We start from the raw sequence: 17,473 nt of genomic DNA, 5'->3' as shown, positions 1-17,473 counted from the left end.
GTCTCGTGGTGTTGTGCGGTATAGACCGCACGCGTGCACGACGGTTCTCATAGCATCCCACTTCTAACTCGTATAAACGGAGTTCTCATTGGCTATTCATCGCAAGATTCTGCGCTGGCTTGAGACCGAGCTTTTTGAAGGCAATATTCAGCTCGGTCAAAGCCTTCCTGACGATCAGCGGATTGCCCACGCCATCGGTGTGGGGCGTTCCCGAACCCGAGATGCACTCAAAACCCTTGAAGATATGGAATTGATACGCCTGTACTCTGGGCGCGGCAAAGAGATCATTCCTTATCTCTATGAGGAACCGGCGGCTGCGGCTGCGGGACCCATTCGTCTGCACATGTCTACATCGCTTTACCCAACCCGCGATATGCTGCAGACCCGCATCCTGCTTGAGAGCTGGGCGGTATCTAATATTGACCCCGACAAGGTCTCATTTGATGAGGTTGATGAAGCTCTTGAGACGCTCCAAGACGATACTCTGAGTATTGGTGAGTTTCTTGACCAGCTTTTGACCTTCCACCACCGGCTGGTGCGTTTGGCGGGTAACGAACTGGTCGTGGGCTTGCTGGTTGCGATCCGCCAGTCTTCCTTCGATTCCCTGCTGTCGCTTATGGGACGTTTGCCGCTGTGGAGCAGCACGATGACGCGCATCCGGGTGGAAAACCGTGCCATTGTAGATGCTGTCAAAGACGGCGATGCCCGCACCGCGCGTGAACTGATTGCCCACCAGCTGCAAGAGCTATACTCCGAAGCTGGCATAGAGCTGGATCAGGCGGCAAATACCCCGAACGGTATGCCTGGTGACCCCTCTGAGGACGACGAGGAATTCCAGGAGGAGGAATACTCCGAGGAAAGCACTGATTCTTCCGAAGAGCCCGAATCCGACGCTGACGTGGAAGAACATGAGGAAGCGGAACCAGAGCAGGATACCGACGAGAATATTCCCGAATCAGAATATAAGGCTGAGCAGGAGAAATCTCCGGCCGCGCAGCTTCCAAAAATTATTCGTGAAGGAAGCACCGTTTCACGCCGTCGTCAAGGGCGTGTGCGCGTGCCGACCCCGGTGGCCATGGGCTTCGAGGAAGACGAGGCAGGGGAAACCGCATCCGCCGAGAACATGGGTGATACTCCTACGGCTGACATTCCCGAGCAGCAGGAAACCGTCGAGAGCACCCACGAGTCTCCGATCGATCCCCTGGAGGAAACCGCGGCGCACGAACCCCAGCTTGAGAGCGTGCAGCCCGAATTTGAGGATGACGTTCTGCCGGTTGAAAAACCCGGCGAGTCTGTATCTGACGAGGCACAGGACAAAGAGCCTGCTGAAAAGATAACGGCAGAAAAAGCTACGGACAAGTCTGCTGATGGATCCGAAAAATCCAAGTCTTCGGAAGAGAAACAGGGCAAAGCGCAGGACGACTCTGCCTCTCACGAAGACTCGACCGAAAGCACCGAGGATAAAGACGCTGAAGAGACACCCGACGAACAAGAACACATTCGGGAAGTCTATGTCGAGAAGGCTCCGGTGGGTAAAATCTCCGCCGAAGAACTTGTGGCGACCGGCCTTATTCCGTGGCGCACCATGGGACAGCAGGCCGAGAACGGAACCTCACCCCAGACCGAAGCTGAGGGGGAGGATGATGTTATTCGTGCACCCCTGCGCCGAAACGTGCCGCCCGTGCGACCCTCGCAATTCTCACCGCGCAAGTCCGAAAAGCCGGAGAAAGCGGAGAAGCCCGCGAGCGAGCGCATCAGCCTGATTCGCCGCGTCCGCCATTACTTCGGTCTTGATCTGCCGCATACCCAGGCGGTCAAGCTGGTTGAGGCGCAAGAGGCGGCCGAGCAGAAAGCCGCAGACAATGCGAAATTTGCGGCAGAACCTCCCAAGGTAGAGCCTAAGTCCGCTTCTGCTTCATCATCTGAGGATACCCCTGCCGCTGCCTCCGCCGAGGCCTACAAGTCTTCGGCGGCTGAGCAAGAGCGGGAAGCCTCCACAGAACCGAAGAAACCAACGGCTCAGCCATCGCCCGCGAAGGCGGCAGAGGCTCCCAAACCTGCTGAGGCACCGAAACCCTCGAAGCCATCGAGCGATGCAACTTCTAAGAGCGCCGAGCCCGCGCCGGAGGCAGCACCTTCGGATAAGACGGATTCGAAGACTGCTAAGCCTGCGGAAAAACCCGCATCCGCCCCTGCACAGAGCATAGATTCGGCGAAGCACGAGAAACCCGCTGCAAAAACTCCTCAGACGGATTCTTCTGACTCTGTGAAGTCAGAACCTTCGGATGCGCCCGTTCAGAGGGCGGCGGCGAATGTCGAGTTGGAGGAAACTCCGGAAGAGATACGTTCTGAGTTGCAGAGCGCGATTACTCTGGACGAGCCTTCGCCCGATTCGGTGCCGACCCCGACCGCTGAGCCCGTGGCGGTTAAACGCCCCAATCGCAAGGATTCAGATTCTCAGGCTCCGGCGAAGAATGTTTCGGTTGCGGCTGCAGCCATACCGCAGCCCGTTCCAGCGGTTGCCCGCCCGGAAACGGCTAATCTGAGCGGTATCGATTCGACTCCGGTTGCTTCTGCGGTGAACGAAACTAAGAATAAGCCTGTGGAATCTCAACCCAAGCAAAAGGCTCAGGCAGATACCGAGAAAACACCGGTAAAACCCGCCCCGTCGCCTTCGGAGATTGCCCAGGCATCAGCAAAACCGGCTTCGAAGAAACCCGAGACGAAAAAGCCTGCGCCCGTAGCAGGCAGCGCCTCAAAGTCTGCATCCGCTAATAAGAAGGCCCTGACGGCAGTAGACGCTAACGGTGCTCCGAATCCTTTTGAGGGCTTCGACGTGCTGGGAGCTGTCGAGCGGGCGCATGCGGCGGAAGCGGCTGCTGCTCAGAAGAAGCAGGCTAAGACGCAGGGATCCGCAAGCGAGGCTAAAAAACCGGCTCAGAACGGTACTTCTAAGGATGCCAGTGCCCTCTCGAAGGGGAAGAAGAACCGCAAGAGGCGCCACTAGCGCTATCGCGCCACCATTTGGCATTTGGGGCGGCGGGAACTCGGGAGTATGCACCCGTGGTTCTCGCCGCCTCATGTATATCCGTTGCAGTGGAAAAGACATCGGGGGCGAGAGAAAGTTCGCAAAATCGAAGGTTTTCTGTCCTTCAAATGGTGAAAATAGGCTATTACCTTGTACTCTAGGAAGGTAGCGTTCTCAAAACGCTTGGGTACTGCTGTGCCTAAAATGCCTTTTAGAGCGTTTATACCGGTATAAACATACCCGGGTAGCTACCAAACCGGTTTGGTTTGGCCGGGTCTAGAAAAGTGAGGAAATCCTATGGGTTCCGTTATTAAGAAGCGCCGCAAGCGTATGTCCAAGAAGAAGCACCGTAAACTGCTTCGCAAGACTCGCCACCAGCGCCGCAATAAGAAGTAATTAAGGCTTCTGCGCCCCGCATCCAGCAGGTTCAACCGCAAGGATGCGGGGTGTTTTGCCTCTGACGCACCAATGCATGAACCTAGATATGGCGCTCTGACCTGTATATATTCCCGACCGAGCATATGTGCGAACAAGAACACATGGTGCGAGAGAATATAACTATCGGACATATATCGCGTGCAGACGTGGGCACACAAGCCAGCGCGGCAGAACCTCAAGAAGCTGCACGGGTATACACTGGGAACTATGCCTGAACCTGTCATTGAACTTTTGACCCGTCCCGGGTGCCATCTCTGCGAGGATGCGCGTCTAACCGTGAGCGAAATCTGCGCCGAATACGGCCTGGACTATACCGAGCTCGATATTACCGATAACCCGGATCTGCTCAAACGCCACGAGACCGAAATTCCGGTGCTGCGCATCGACGGCGAAGCGAAGGATTTTTGGCGTATTAACCCCAAACGCATGCGTAAGATTCTCGACAAGAAACTTGCCCGCTAACCGAACACTTCGCAATATATTTTGGGGTAGCGCCGAAAGTCTGAGAAACTGAGAGAATGACTACTCAGCCCACGGTTACGGTTCACCTGATGCGCCACGGCGAAGTTCACAACCCCGAACGTATTGTCTACGGCCGTCTGCCGCGCTACGCTCTCTCCAAGAAGGGGCAGCACATGGTGCGCATGAGTGCCCAGGAATTTGCTCAGCGCGCGCAGGACGGTGCCAAGATTGTGCATCTGGTGTGCTCACCCCTGCTGCGCACCCGCGAATCTGCCGCGCCAATCACCGAGCTGCTGGGTCTGGAGGCACATGCGGATCAGCGGGTTATCGAAGCCGATAACTATTTTGAGGGCGAGCACGTGACCAGGCAGGGTCTTCTGCACAATCGTAAACACTGGGGCAAACTCTACAACCCTCTGCGCCCATCCTGGGGGGAACCGTACCTTGACCAGGTAAAACGCATGGCATCCGCTATTCAGGATGCGGCACGCACCGCCTACGACAAAGGCGGCGAAGGCGCACAAGCGATTATTGTCTCGCATCAGTTGCCCATCTGGGTCACCCGTCTGGGGTTAGAAGGCCGCATGCTGCAGCATGACCCGCGCACACGCCAGTGTAACCTTGCCTCGATCACCTCCCTCGACTTTAAGAGCACGGATTTTGACCATGAAATGCCGCAGGTGAGCGGATACTCCGAACCCGCCTCGCCCCTGTACGGCGGCGTGATTCAACTTCCCGGAAGCTAGTCTCCTATAGTTTAAGAACGCAGGCCTTCGCACACACCGATGCCGCCAGCTGGCACGGAAGGAAAGCATGAACCCTACGCCAAAACCCACGACGCCAAATACCCCACTCACTCGCCGCGCGCTTCTGCACACGGGTGCGGGTATTTGCGCCACCGCCGCAGGTGCCGTGCTCCTCTCGGCGTGCTCATCCAGCGATGATTCCCTGGCGAAACAGGCAAATTCGGGTGATAACAAAGGCTATATCGCGGGCGATGGTTCCGTCACCGAATACCAGGAAGCCGAACGCGGTGACCCTGTCGCCTTCACCGGCGAACTCTTCGACGGAAAAACCGTAACCGCCGAATCCCTGCGCGGTAAACCGGTACTGCTGAACTTCTGGTACGCCGGATGCGCCCCCTGCCGAGCCGAAGCACCCGACCTGCAGAAACTCTCCGAAGAATTCAAAGATAAAATCGCCTTTTACGGCGTGAACGTGCGTGACGAGAAAAACACGGCAGAAGCCTTCGACCGCAGCTTCAACGTCACATACCCCTCCTTCAAAGACGTTACGGGCAAGGTTCTTCTCTCGCTCAGCAAATACGTACCCGCGCAGGCGGTGCCCACCACCGTGATCCTGGACGAGAAGGGGCGCGTGGCATCCCGCGTGCTGGGGCAGGCTAACCCGTCCATCCTGAAAACCCTCGTCGAGACCGTGACGAAGGGTGCCTAGCGTGCCGCACACGCCCGTTCAGCCGCTCATCGCTATCGCCGGGGTCGGTGCTTTCCTCGTGGCGAGCATCAGCTCGACCGTGCTAGATGGCTCGCTGTGGCTGTCGATACCGCTTGCCGCGCTCGCGGGGTTTATTTCTTTTGCCTCTCCATGCGTGCTGCCGCTGGTTCCGGGGTATTTAGGATATGTTGCGGGGCTGACCGGGGCGAATATACCGGCAACGGGCGCATCACAAGCTGAAGGGCATGCGGCGGAGCCCGTGGATACGAAAACTTTCGCTCTCGTGAACCCGGCGGCGGCGCGGCGTTTAGTGCCAACGGCACCTCAAACACAGGATGTAGTAGACAATCACAGCGCTTCTGCGCCCATAACAACAGAGAGTAAAATTCAGACACCGAATGAGTATGCTGTAACTCGCCGCAAAGCCACCTGGCGGTTACTCGCCGGAGTTGCACTGTTTATTGCGGGATTCTCCGTTATTTTCGTGCTTCTCTCGGTTGTTCTCGCCCAGCTCGGCACCGCACCCTGGCTTAAGGGGCAGTCCTGGGTCACGATAATTCTGGGCGCGCTGGTTGTGCTTATGGGAATCGTATTTCTGGGCGGGCTCTCGATCTTTCAGACCGATAAACGCCTGCATCGCCGCCCGATCACCGGGTTGTGGGGCGCACCGATTCTGGGCATAACCTTCGGGCTGGGATGGGCACCCTGCATCGGGCCGACCTTCGCGGCCGTGCAGACCCTCGTATATACGGGCGGTTCCGGCACCGGCAAGGCAGTCGTTCTGACTCTCGCATACTGTCTGGGCCTGGGCGTTCCCTTTCTGCTCGTGGCATGGGGCATGGGCAGGGGAGTGAGCACCCTGGCGTGGGCGCAAAAACATCGCCTAGGCATACAGCGGGTGGGTGGTGCCGTACTCATCCTGATCGGGGTACTGCTCATGACGGGGCTGTGGACCGAGCTGATGTCATGGATACAGGCGGCATTACCCGCCTACGAACTACCGATCTAAGAAAGGAGGGCTGTCATGGTTTCCGAACACAGCGACGATGAAAACACTTCAACAGAGGCAAAGGACACAAACACCGCAAACCGCAAGGCGGGCAAAACCGCAAATGCTGGGCGTGCCGTGAACGCATCCGAGAAGACCGAGAAAACCGGTAAACCAGCGCGCAAGGATGCGCCAGCCCTCGGGTTCGTGGGCATGCTTCGCTGGTGCTGGACTCAGCTGACCAAAATGAATACGGCGCTCATGCTTCTGCTTTTGCTGGCGATTGCAGCGGTGCCTGGCTCGATTTTCCCCCAGCGCGTGCAAGACCCCACTAAGGTTACCGATTACATTAAGAACCATCCCGGCTGGGGCGAATTTGCCGATAAGATTCAGCTTTTCGATGTGTTCTCCTCGGCGTGGTTCTCCGCTATCTATCTGCTGCTGTTTATTTCGCTGATCGGATGCGTAACCCCGCGCGCCATCAAACACGCGAAAGACTGGCGTAAGCCCCCGGCACGCACCCCCAGAAACCTTTCCCGTATGCCGGTGCACCGTCAGCTTGAGGTTCCCGTGGCGGATGCTGGGCTGAACCTGAGTGCCAAGGGCGCAATTGAGGATGCGGCGCGCATCCTGAAAAAGAGCCACTACCGAGTTGAAATTCGGGATGAAGAGAACGAACACTACTCGGTTGGTGCCGAGCGCGGGTATCTGCGCGAAATCGGCAATATTCTCTTTCACGTGGCGATGATTGGCATTCTAGTAGGGGTCGCCTTCGGTTCGCTCTATGGATACCGTGGACAAAAAATTCTGGTTCAGGATGAAACTTTCGTCAATTCGCTGATTGGCTACGATTCGTTTACCCCCGGCACGAATTACAACCCCGACTGGCTTACCCCGTATGCGGTGACGCTCAATAATTTTCAGGTGCGCTACGACCGTCAGCAAGACAGCCACACCTACGGGCAAGACCTCGATTACAAGGCGGAGCTGACGGTGCACGACCCGCAGGGCGGCACCGAGCAGAAGACCCTCAAGGTGAACGAACCGGTCGATATTGGCGGTACCAGCATTTTCCTCTCGGGTAATGGTTATGCGCCCGTGGTGCGAGTGACGGATGGCGAAGGTAAAGTCGCCTATGAGGGCACCGTGGTGGGAATTACTACGGACGGTAAATACACCTCATCGGTGGTGCTCAAGGTTCCGGACGCCAAACCTAGCCAGCTTGGTTTTGTGGGCATGTTCCTGCCTACCGGCGACTATGCGCGCGGCACTACCGTACCCCACTCGGTAGATTCCGCTCCCGCAAACCCCATGCTGATTTTCCAGTCCTATTCGGGCGATCTGGGGCTCAACTCGGGGCAGCCGCAGAATGTGTACGTGCTCGATACCTCTAAGTTGCAAGAGTTGAACTCCATGGCACAGGGCAACGGCATTGTACTGAGCGCGCAGAATCCCGAAGCTGTGCTGCCCGATAACAAGGGAAAGATCGAGTTTTTGGGGTATAAGCGCTATGTTGGTCTGGATGTGCGCCATGACCCCGGGCAGAATATTGTTCTGTACTCCTTTGTGGTCGCGTTCGTCGGGCTTATCGTCTCGCTTTTCGTGGCGCGCCGCCGCGTATGGGTGCGTGCCCACACCGCCGATGGCGTGCTCGTGGTCGAATACGGTTTGCTGGCACGCGGGGAAGATCCGCGCCTTGCGAACGAGGCCGAACGCCTCACCGATGCTTTCGCCGCCGCTTGGGGGCTAGAATTTGATGATGATAACCATGATGAAAACGAGGGTAAGTAGCCGATGCTGAACGACTCATTAGCGCGCTCCAGCGAACTATTTATGTACATTGCGGCGCTGATTTACACCGTCGTTTTTATTGCGTTCACCTCCGATGTGGTGGCAAACTCGCGCGTGACCCGGCGTCTGGAAGGGCGCTCTGAGGGTACCGCACAGAAACCCACCGTAAAGGCGAAGATAAAGGTTGGTGCGGGCGCTGTTTCTGGCGCATCCGCGACGACGAATACCGCTGCGGATACGGTTCGCACGGGCGGTACCGAACAGGGCACCGGCGAACGCGGCATGGGGTATAAGGGTGCTGCCGCACGGGCTCTCGAAGGTGAGGTTGCCGATTCTGCGATGCTGTACACGGGCGTTCGCCGCCCCGCCGCGCGCATCGCCGTGGTTGTGATGGTGCTTGCCGCTCTCGTGCACACCGCCGCCGTGATAATGCGCGGTATCGCGGCGCAGCGCGTGCCCTGGGGGAACATGTACGAGTTCTGCACCACGGGCGCGCTCATGGTGTCTGCGGTGTTTCTGATAACCCTCATATTCCGCGATGTGCGCTTCGTGGGCACGCTGGTGTCTGGGCTTGTGCTCATTATGCTGTGCGCCGCCACAATTGGTTTCCCCACGCCGGTGGGGCATCTGAAGCCTGCGCTGCAAAGCTATTGGCTGGTAATTCACGTATCGATCGCGGTGTTAGCATCCGGGGTGTTCACGATTACCTTCGCGATGGCTGTACTGCAGCTGGTGCAGACCAGGCGCGAGCAGCGCATCCTGAATGGTAAATCGGGCGGATGGGCGTTTATGCGCTTGGTCCCGAGTGCCCAGGCTCTAGAGAACTTTGCGTTTCGCATGAACGCGCTGGCGTTTGTAATGTGGACGTTTACGCTTGCCGCCGGTGCGATTTGGGCAAATCATGCGTGGGGACGCTACTGGGGCTGGGACACCAAAGAGGTGTGGACCTTCGTGATTTGGGTGGTGTATGCGGCGTATCTGCATGCACGCGCCACCCGCGGCTGGGCAGGCCCCCGCTCGGCATGGCTGTCTATTATCGGCTATGCGTGCATTATCTTTAATTTCACGGTCGTGAATATTTTCTTCTCGGGTTTGCATTCATATTCGGGGTTGTAATCTGGGGCGTGAAACCGAGAGTGATTTATACATAGGGTATTTCGCCGGTATATGATGCGGCAAAAAGTACTCTGGTGCGTGATTATCATCTTCGGGATGTCATTTAGCGGTTCACACGCTTGAGATAACGGCTCTCGATGACTGACGAGCTGGCTCTGCGCTGTTATATGCCGAGTGGAGAATACCGTGAGTTGAATATGTTTATAGCGTGATATTTCTTGAGAGCAGTTTTATCTGCGTGATTAATGTATTGTGGGCGGTATTAAACACCTACCGGGTGTTTTAGTACCGCCCACAATATTTATAAAAAATCTCTAGTACCCCGTGTCTTAGTTTTTAGAGCCATATTTTCCATCCGACTCGTCATTCTCGCCGTCAGAACGTTCACCCGTGCCGCCGTCCGCAGATCCGGTGCCCGCATCCTTGTCGCGAGATCGGCGCTGACGGTCGGCCTTCGTCTTGAGCCAGCGCAGGTACTCTTCATCATCGTCGGGTGAAGATGTTGCCGGTGGCGGTGTGCCTCGCCGAGAACCCGTGAACCCGCCGCCCTGCTGCGTTTTAGGGGCTCGCACGGCGCGCGGGCGGCCCAGCAGAAGCCACAGGAGAGGTCCCACGACGGGGAAGAAGATCACCGCAATAATCCATAGCCATTTGGGGAAGGTACGCATCTGGTCCTGATGCGTGCGCAGCGCATCCAAGAGAGTATATAGAGTTAGCCCCACCACCAGGGCGAAAGCACCAATAATCATCATGGCTCGAATCATAGTCTCTAGTGTTACACACTCTGAGCATAACCAACAATGAAAACTGTCAAATAATCTGTGACGTTCCCGGCGTGCCGCATTCGTTTACTTGGGGGCATATCGCAACCCCGATACACTGGATGTTATGAACTTGTTCAAGTACACACTGCTGCGGCTCGGCCTCGTCGTAGTACTCTTTTACCTTTTTATGCTGATAGATGCGGGTATTTTTATTGCTGGTCCCGCCGCTATTCTATGCGCCTTCGCCCTGGCGTATATTTTCTTCCCCAAACTTCACGCCGCCGCCAGCGCGGATATGCGTAAAATTTTCAAACGCGCCCCCACCATTAAAAACAAAGATGAAGCGGAGAACCGCACGCTCGAAGATCAGCTCGTCGATGAGCATAAGAAGGTTTCGGGCGAAGACTTCTAAGATATTCTCCCATCAGCCCTAAATCTGCCTCCATAGAACAAAGATGCGGCATCCCAGTCCCAAATCCACCCGGCGGTGGCAAGGGGCGCGGGAAGCCGCATCTTATGTATTTCAGGTGGCGAGCAGGTTGTTTTCGATCCGAGCAGGTAGTGTTTTCCTACCCGCTCGACCAAAAACTACCTGCTCGCGGCAGCTCTTAGTCTTTAGCTGCCTTCTGGTAGATGTCCCAGACGGGGCGGTCGAAGATCGCACCCGAGACGGACGTATTGTTATTAGTTGCGAACGAGGTTACGCTTTGAACCTTGCCCAGGCCGGTCGCATTATTGTAGTCGGCAAGCCATGGACCACCTGAGGATCCGCCCGCGAACTCGCATCCCGAAAGCGTGGGGAAGTAGTAGGGGGTAATGCGGATCGTGTGGGTGTTCCCCCAGCAGGCGTGCATAACTGTACCAGACTCTTTGTTCCCGGGGTATGCGAAGACAGTGCTCTCAAAGATGGGGCTGCGGTCCACGTTCAAACCGTGCCCGCCTACCATATTCACGAGGAGCTGACCCTTCTCGTTGGTGTTGGTCTTGATGAAGGCAACATCGTGCTTGTAGCTGTCGCCGGTACCGCCCGTGGGCTGGCCGTACTGAACCCAGTCGTTGGCAACACGCAGGTACTGCGCGCTGAAGGTGCCATGCGGGCGCACGCCCCGGTTGTAGCCGGGAACAAACACGATGTTGCGGTGCCAGGTCTTATTCTTGCCACCGTGCACGCAGTGACCGGCGGTTACCACGGTACGCTTGGTGGGAGTGTTGATTGCCGCACCGGAGCATACATAGTTTTTACCGTCACTGGCATCGGTGTAGAAAATCTTGCCGTTGGTGTGCGAGAAGTTCGTTACCTTGGATGCACCCTGAAGCTGCACACCATTGCGTGCGTTCTTCTGTTCGGGCAGAACGGGGTCTACAGACTCAGCGGTGGTTTCAGGCTCGTCAGCTTCCTGAGTGAGAGTCTGCGGGGTGTATTCCTCACCGGACTCGTTGGTTTCCTCCTGAGAAACGACCTCGGGATTCTGCTCTTCAGTCTCCATCTGAGAGACGGCATTGTTGATCTCCTGCTGGGGATCCTCTACGTTATCTGCAGGAATAGCGTTTTCCATACGCTCGGTCGTCCAATAGGTAATGACTCGCGGGTCTCCCTCAGGAATAGCCCCCGGGTTCTCGCCTTCCTGACCTGCCACAACCGATGCCTGGGGATCGGCGTTAAGAACGTCGTCGCTGAGAGGTGCTACTGCGGAAGCGGAATCGTCGCTTCTCTCAGAGACGGTGTGGGTGTACGATGCGGAGTCGTTAGGGGTAGAGACCGCATTCGCTGGGATAAAACTTGTCGATACAAGCAAAGATGCTGCAAGAAAAAAGGGTGCGCGCTGCACGGCACCCTGAAGTGAATGGCGCACGAAAGTGTCCTTTCAGGTGGGTAGAGTGGTGATTCAAGAGTCGCTATGTAATTGAGTGAATGATATGTCAACACTTGAAATTATTATTAATGTAAATAAAGATTTTTTCAAATGTCAATATGACATGCAAAAAAGAGATGAATTATGTCATGAAAAACTCACAATGTGGGAACATGTGAGATCCATCCGCAGTATCCCACATTCCCTGTGGGGTATAAAAAGGCTCTTTATGTGAATAAAGCGTTAGAAAATTTGCTTTATTCGCATAAAGAGCCTTTTTGGCATGGGGAGATGCTGGTAGGATGGCGGGAATAAGCGGTAAAAACAGAGTTCAGGGCGTTTTTGGCGAAGTGGTGCGTATTCTTAATACCCTGTGAAAACCTCAACGGTATGACTCAATAAATTTAATCCATGTAGCCATACTGAAATAGCAACTAAAATACTATAGATTAGTGCCACAATTCCTGCTTGTTTGAGTACGGGTATAAGCGCCGGTCCCTGTTTAAACAAAACCGTTACGCAAGAATGAACAGTCGGCCCCAGAAGAATAAAAGTTACCAAAAACCAGGGATTATGCGGAACTACAAAAGCCCCTAAGAGAAGCGCTATCAGCATTTCCGCACAATAGACGATGCGCGCTCGCCAATCCCCAAGCCGCACCGCCAGCGTGAGCTTACCGGATTTACGGTCAGTCGGAATATCGCGCACGTTATTTGCCATGAGCAGGGCGCAGGAAATAAGTCCGATAGCTATCGCAGACACCCACCCGGTCACCGTCAGCTCATGAGACTGCGTGTAGAGGGTTCCTAAGGTGGCGACCAGTCCGAAGTAGACAAACACGAAAATATCGCCCAAACCCATATAACCGTAAGGGTGCTTACCGCCGGTATACCCCCAAGCGGCGAAGACCGCGGAGGCGCCAATCGCCAAGAACCACCACTGGTTTGCCAGCGCCACCAGAATCAAACCGGAACACATGGCTAGAGCAAAGCACAAAAACGCGGCGTATTTGACAGATTTCGCGCTTGCCGCGCCGGAACCGACGAGGCGCATCGGGCCAACCCGGCCCTCATCGGTGCCTTTGATACCGTCGGAATAATCGTTTGCGTAATTCACCCCAATCTGTAGAAAAAACGCCACTAAAAACGCTAAAAACGCATACCAGGGCTTGAACGCATCAATCTCGTACGCTGCGGCTGATCCGGCGATGATAGGGGCGAGGGCAAGCGGTAGGGTACGCAGGCGTGCGCCTTCAATCCACTCTGCGGGTGTTGCCACGGTGATCCCTCCGGTAGCGAGCGTGCGAAAACTGATTCTTGGCGGGGTCTTTAGCCCCTCGTATTTGTGTATTCTCTGTACAGCATACTGTATATAGCCTGCCGGTCGGGTTTGCCCGTGCTTGCGGTCGGAAAATCGGCGAGTATCCTCAGGAATTTGGGGGCACCCGCCGCACCTAGCTTGTCGGTGCAGAAATCACGCAGTATATCGCATGTAGCCTCGGATGCGCCCCGCAGCGTGATCGCGGCAGCCACCGCCGAGCCCCAGCGCGCATCGGGAATGCCCATGACCGCAGCTTCACGCACCGCCGGATGGCTTTCAAGAACGGCGGCAACTGCCCGAGCGGACATCTTGACTCCTCCGGTAATAATTACATCATCGGAGCGCCCCACAATGTTCAGCATCGGGGCGCCCTCGTTCTCTGGCGCACCCGGAGCAGTGGGGGTGAGCGAGCCGTAATCGTCGGTGCGGTACCACCGGCACCCGTCGGCATCAACGAAGAAATGGGATGCGGTGCGCGTGCTATCGCCCATATACCCGCTGGCAAGGTGCTCGCCGCCAAGCCAAACGCGCCCGATGTTAGGGGCGCCCTCTGCCGAAGTGCCGCCCCGACCGGCAGCCGCAGCGTCGCCCGCCACAGAACTGTCTAATAAACCCGCGTCTTCGGGAACCACACGCAGTCGCACCCCGGGCAGCGCGGTCCCCGAATAGACGCACCCACCGGCGGTTTCTGCGCTGCCATAGGTGGTGACCACGTTCAACCCGAGCTCTCGTGCCGCTGCCAACAGGGATGCGCTCGCCGGGGCGCCGCCAAGCAGGATGCCGGTGAACTGACCAAGCGCATCGTAAATCTCTGACCCCAGTGCGGGGTTGGCTTCGGCGGCTTCTAGGAGCTTATGCACTTGTGTGGGCACGAGGGAGACGAACCGGCGGGCGCAGCTGAGCCGTTCGGCGGCGTTCAGAAAGACCTCGGGTGTGAAACTAACCCCGTCGGTGATCGATGCGGCAACTACCGGCGTCGTTCCGGCGAGCACCGACCGGGCGAGAACCTGGGCTCCCGCCACATAGTGAGCGGGCAGGGCGAGAAGCCATTGCGCAGGTTCCTCAGAAACTGCCCACCGCGGCTTCGCTGCACCGGACGAAGGGTAGTCAGCAAAAAACCTCTCGGTCGCCCGGGCGGATGCCCGCAACGCCCGCACGCTTAACGCCGTCTGTTTGGGTGCACCTGTAGACCCGGAGGTGCCTACCACGAGCGCAAGAGACTCCGGGTCTTGTGTTTGCCCGAGTGGGTCTTGATGATCGCGAGCATTGTTCAGTAAGTCCCCGGTGAGAGAGCGCTCGAAGGCACGCAGAATCTCTTGCGGTTCGGCGGGCTCATCGGCGCTGAGGAGAACCGCGTGCGGATGCAGCGCATCCTCGTGTGGGGCAGGAAGCGGCGTGAGTGAACCGGGGAATGCGCCTCTCGCGGTGTCTACCTCGCCGCTATCCGCCCGGGACTTACGGGGATTGCGGGGGCCTTCCGACACAACAGAACGGTTATTCTGCAACGCGTAAAACCCTAGAAGTAGTAGGGATAGTTCGACCAGTCGGGGTCACGCTTCTGCAGGAACGCATCGCGCCCCTCAACAGCCTCGTCGGTCATATACGCCATGCGGGTTGCTTCGCCTGCGAAAACCTGCTGCCCGAGCATACCGTCATCGGGCAGATTGAAGGCGTACTTGAGCATGCGAATAGCCTGCGGAGACTGCCGGGCAATATGAGCCGCATATTCCAGGCCCTTATTTTCCAGTTCTGCGTGGGGCACCACATCATTAACGGCACCCATCTCGTACATGCGCTGTGCATCGTACTCTTTGGCGAGGAAGAAGATTTCGCGCGCAAACTTCTGCCCAACCTGCCGAGCCAAAAGCGCCGAACCGTAGCCTGCGTCGAAAGAGCCAACAGTCGCATCGGTCTGCTTAAACTTGCCGTACTCTTCGGAAGCAATGGTCAAGTCCGCAACCACGTGCAGGGAATGCCCGCCGCCCGCAGCCCACCCGGAGACCAGAGCGATCACGACCTTGGGCATGGTACGAATCAGGCGCTGCACCTCCAGAATATGCAGCCGCCCGGCACGTGCAGGGTCAATAGATTCGGCGGTGTCGCCGCTGGCGTAGTGGTAGCCATCGCGCCCGCGGATGCGCTGGTCGCCGCCCGAGCAGAACGCCCACCCGCCATCTTTGGGGGAGGGGCCGTTCCCGGTCAGAAGTACAGTGCCTACATCAGAGGTCATGCGGGCATGATCGAGCGCCCGGTAGAGTTCGTCTACAGTATGCGGGCGGAAGGCGTTACGCACCTCGGGTCGGTTAAAAGCAATGCGCACGGTCGGCAAGTCGCGCAGGATTTCGCCCGTCTCGTCGCGCTGCACCTGGCGGTGGTAGGTGATATCGGTAAAATCCTCAAACCCGTCAACGGTGCGCCAGTGCTGCGGGTTGAAAATATCGGAAACCTGGGGAGGGAACGTAACAGTCATGCCCCCTATTTTACGCAGTATGAACCCGCCCATGCTCCGGACCCAAGAGGATACTTCCGTTACCCTTAAGCGATAAACCGCGAAGCAGATGTAAAGCGTACACACACTTTTCCGATAAAACCCGTTGATTCCTTGAAGAAATATTGCAGGCCTGGGCACCATATTCAAGGGTTTTGCCGTGTGTTTACCCGATATAGTGGCAAACACGACGAAACATGTCACGTTCATATTCCTTGCGCATCCACTCCTGCTATAAGATGCTGGAAGAGCCTATTTATGCCCGCCCAGCCACCAAGGACAGAAGAATATGTCAGAGTACACGTCGCGAACTTCTGCAACACCCGATGATTCCCTCATCCACCTTCATGCAATGCGGCATGAACGGTATGCGGCGGCGACCGCGCTTTTAGGGGAGAGCGGATTTGCCACGCGCGTGGGAGGGTTTAACGCTCTGGTGCGTCTTGCCGATGAGTGGCTTGCGGATGAGCGCACCCCCGAAGAACAGCGCCTTGCCGAGGCACAGGTTATTATCGATACGTTTTGCGCGTGCATCTATGCCCCATTCCTGCCCGCCTCCAGGCATAAAGACTACATGCGGCTGGACCGAGAACCAAAGAAACGCTGGGATTCGCAGAAAAAGGCACGTTTCCGCGCCGAACAAGCCGAATTTCGTGCTGAGGCGCGGTTCCGCCAAACCGTTCTCGATACCATTCACCTGCGGGTTATGCCCCGCTACGAGGGACCGGGGCCGTGGAGCCGCCTCTCCTTCGATTTTTCGGGCAGCGTGTTCTTCTATCCGGTTAGCTTTGGGCGCTCGCAATGGGAGGGGCGTCTGAACCTGCGCGGGTGCACCTACTACGCTGAAGCCGATTTTTCGGGTTCCACATACACCTGGTATTTAGATTGCAGCAATTCCGCTTACTACACAGAGGCCGATTTTTCGGGTTCCACATACAACGGAGGGGTTAACGCGAGCTTCTGCAACTACCGCAGGAACGTCGATTTCAGCGATTCCGTGTACCGTGCCAACGCCAGCCTGAGCTACAACGTGTACTGGGGTGAGGCTGCCCTGAATGACAGTATTTACGAGGGGCACGCTGATCTTGCCTGCTGCACCTATGTGGGTCACGCAAGCCTGGGGAACTGCGATTACAGGCGCGGCGCAGACCTATTCTTGAGCACCTACGCGACTTTCGCCGATCTTGACCGGTGCACCTACGGTGGGCGTGCGAACCTGAGCAAGAGTGTCTATTACGGTCGCGCATGGTTCTGGCATTCGACCTATTTACAGGAGGCCACGTTCGGGGATTCTATCTATAACGATTCCGTCGATTTCTCCGATTCGCATTTTGCCGGCCCCGTCAATCTTGAGGATTCGGCGTATCTCGACACCACGAACTTTCAGAACACGATTTTCGAGGAGGACAGCCCCTCTTTCGCCCGGAGCGTGTATGTTCCCGAGAATAACGAGCACACGGGGTACAACTATGGGGTGGTGCGCGTGCTAACGCTGGACGAATTGCAGCACCTTGACCAGCTGCGAGAGCCACGCTACGAGATTGAGCAAGAACTCTTTAACGTTGATGATGCTACGGATGCGAAAACGTACCGCATCTTGCGCAGAGCCTTGCTGGAGGCTAGCCATCCGATCCAGAAATGGTGCCAGGAACTGATGGCGGGCACGCTCTAAAAGCCGTGTGAATTAGTCCCTAGACAGAGGTTAGAGTTGAAAATATTAAAAATTTGCCCCGATCCGTAATGCGCGGATCGGGGCAAATCTGTGAGCAG

General features: G+C 56.7%; 15 protein-coding genes. 10 read left to right on the top strand and 5 right to left on the bottom strand.

Translation table 11 applies throughout. The features are described 5' to 3' along the window. Positions 1 to 88 precede the first annotated feature (88 nt). From HMPREF2609_RS09365 to ccsB, 8 genes are all read left to right on the top strand, one after another. Complete coding sequence (locus tag HMPREF2609_RS09365; RefSeq protein ID WP_070536540.1) at positions 89 to 3,007, top strand: FCD domain-containing protein; 2,919 nt, start codon at positions 89 to 91, stop codon at positions 3,005 to 3,007. A gap of 318 nt (positions 3,008 to 3,325) precedes the next feature. Continuing rightward, complete coding sequence (locus HMPREF2609_RS10700; protein ID WP_005504750.1) at positions 3,326 to 3,424, top strand: 30S ribosomal protein bS22; 99 nt, start codon at positions 3,326 to 3,328, stop codon at positions 3,422 to 3,424. Positions 3,425 to 3,604: 180 nt separating this feature from the next. Then, positions 3,605 to 3,928: a glutaredoxin family protein gene (locus HMPREF2609_RS09360; RefSeq protein WP_246825638.1), complete on the top strand. Its 324-nt coding sequence runs from the start codon at positions 3,605 to 3,607 to the stop codon at positions 3,926 to 3,928. 56 nt (positions 3,929 to 3,984) lie between these two features. After that, on the top strand, positions 3,985 to 4,674 hold the full coding sequence (locus tag HMPREF2609_RS09355) for a histidine phosphatase family protein (RefSeq protein ID WP_070536538.1): 690 nt from the start codon (positions 3,985 to 3,987) through the stop codon (positions 4,672 to 4,674). Positions 4,675 to 4,741: 67 nt separating this feature from the next. Further along, positions 4,742 to 5,383, top strand: coding sequence for a TlpA family protein disulfide reductase (locus tag HMPREF2609_RS09350; protein ID WP_070536536.1), 642 nt, complete (start codon positions 4,742 to 4,744; stop codon positions 5,381 to 5,383). After that, on the top strand, positions 5,376 to 6,392 hold the full coding sequence (locus HMPREF2609_RS09345; RefSeq protein WP_070536534.1) for a cytochrome c biogenesis CcdA family protein: 1,017 nt from the start codon (positions 5,376 to 5,378) through the stop codon (positions 6,390 to 6,392). The genes HMPREF2609_RS09350 and HMPREF2609_RS09345 overlap by 8 nt, the downstream gene beginning before the upstream one ends. 15 nt (positions 6,393 to 6,407) lie before the next feature. Then, positions 6,408 to 8,162: a cytochrome c biogenesis protein ResB gene (locus HMPREF2609_RS09340; RefSeq protein WP_246825637.1), complete on the top strand. Its 1,755-nt coding sequence runs from the start codon at positions 6,408 to 6,410 to the stop codon at positions 8,160 to 8,162. Between the two features lie 3 nt (positions 8,163 to 8,165). Then, positions 8,166 to 9,278, top strand: a complete 1,113-nt coding sequence (gene ccsB, locus HMPREF2609_RS09335; protein ID WP_070536532.1) for a c-type cytochrome biogenesis protein CcsB — start codon at positions 8,166 to 8,168, stop codon at positions 9,276 to 9,278. A gap of 329 nt (positions 9,279 to 9,607) precedes the next feature. Here the strand turns inward: ccsB and HMPREF2609_RS09330 are convergent, their stop codons facing one another. Then, entirely contained in the window at positions 9,608 to 10,042 is a 435-nt protein-coding gene (locus HMPREF2609_RS09330; RefSeq protein WP_070536530.1) for a PLD nuclease N-terminal domain-containing protein, read from the bottom strand. A gap of 124 nt (positions 10,043 to 10,166) precedes the next feature. Between HMPREF2609_RS09330 and HMPREF2609_RS09325 the strand changes: the two genes are divergently transcribed. Then, the gene (locus tag HMPREF2609_RS09325) at positions 10,167 to 10,454 is read left to right on the top strand and encodes a DUF4229 domain-containing protein (RefSeq protein WP_004005418.1); all 288 of its coding nucleotides are present in this window, start codon (positions 10,167 to 10,169) and stop codon (positions 10,452 to 10,454) included. A 196-nt stretch (positions 10,455 to 10,650) separates the two neighbouring features. Here the strand turns inward: HMPREF2609_RS09325 and HMPREF2609_RS09320 are convergent, their stop codons facing one another. The 4 genes from HMPREF2609_RS09320 to HMPREF2609_RS09305 form a co-directional block, all read right to left on the bottom strand. Then, positions 10,651 to 11,895, bottom strand: a complete 1,245-nt coding sequence (locus HMPREF2609_RS09320; RefSeq protein WP_070536528.1) for a trypsin-like serine peptidase — start codon at positions 11,893 to 11,895, stop codon at positions 10,651 to 10,653. Between the two features lie 363 nt (positions 11,896 to 12,258). Continuing rightward, positions 12,259 to 13,173 carry a 1,4-dihydroxy-2-naphthoate polyprenyltransferase gene (locus HMPREF2609_RS09315; protein ID WP_070536526.1) on the bottom strand — a complete coding sequence of 305 codons (915 nt, stop codon included), beginning with the start codon at positions 13,171 to 13,173 and terminating at the stop codon, positions 12,259 to 12,261. Positions 13,174 to 13,223: 50 nt separating this feature from the next. After that, positions 13,224 to 14,699, bottom strand: a complete 1,476-nt coding sequence (locus HMPREF2609_RS09310) for an AMP-binding protein (protein WP_246825636.1) — start codon at positions 14,697 to 14,699, stop codon at positions 13,224 to 13,226. Between the two features lie 32 nt (positions 14,700 to 14,731). Then, positions 14,732 to 15,685 carry a 1,4-dihydroxy-2-naphthoyl-CoA synthase gene (locus HMPREF2609_RS09305; RefSeq protein WP_070536565.1) on the bottom strand — a complete coding sequence of 318 codons (954 nt, stop codon included), beginning with the start codon at positions 15,683 to 15,685 and terminating at the stop codon, positions 14,732 to 14,734. A gap of 307 nt (positions 15,686 to 15,992) precedes the next feature. Between HMPREF2609_RS09305 and HMPREF2609_RS09300 the strand changes: the two genes are divergently transcribed. After that, complete coding sequence (locus HMPREF2609_RS09300; RefSeq protein ID WP_246825635.1) at positions 15,993 to 17,375, top strand: hypothetical protein; 1,383 nt, start codon at positions 15,993 to 15,995, stop codon at positions 17,373 to 17,375. The last annotated feature ends 98 nt before the right edge of the window (positions 17,376 to 17,473 follow it).

This window comes from Rothia sp. HMSC058E10 (assembly GCF_001809415.1).
Classification (GTDB): domain Bacteria; phylum Actinomycetota; class Actinomycetes; order Actinomycetales; family Micrococcaceae; genus Rothia; species Rothia dentocariosa.
Note: the sequence above shows the minus strand (reverse complement) of the source record. Positions and strands in the feature narration are given on the sequence as shown.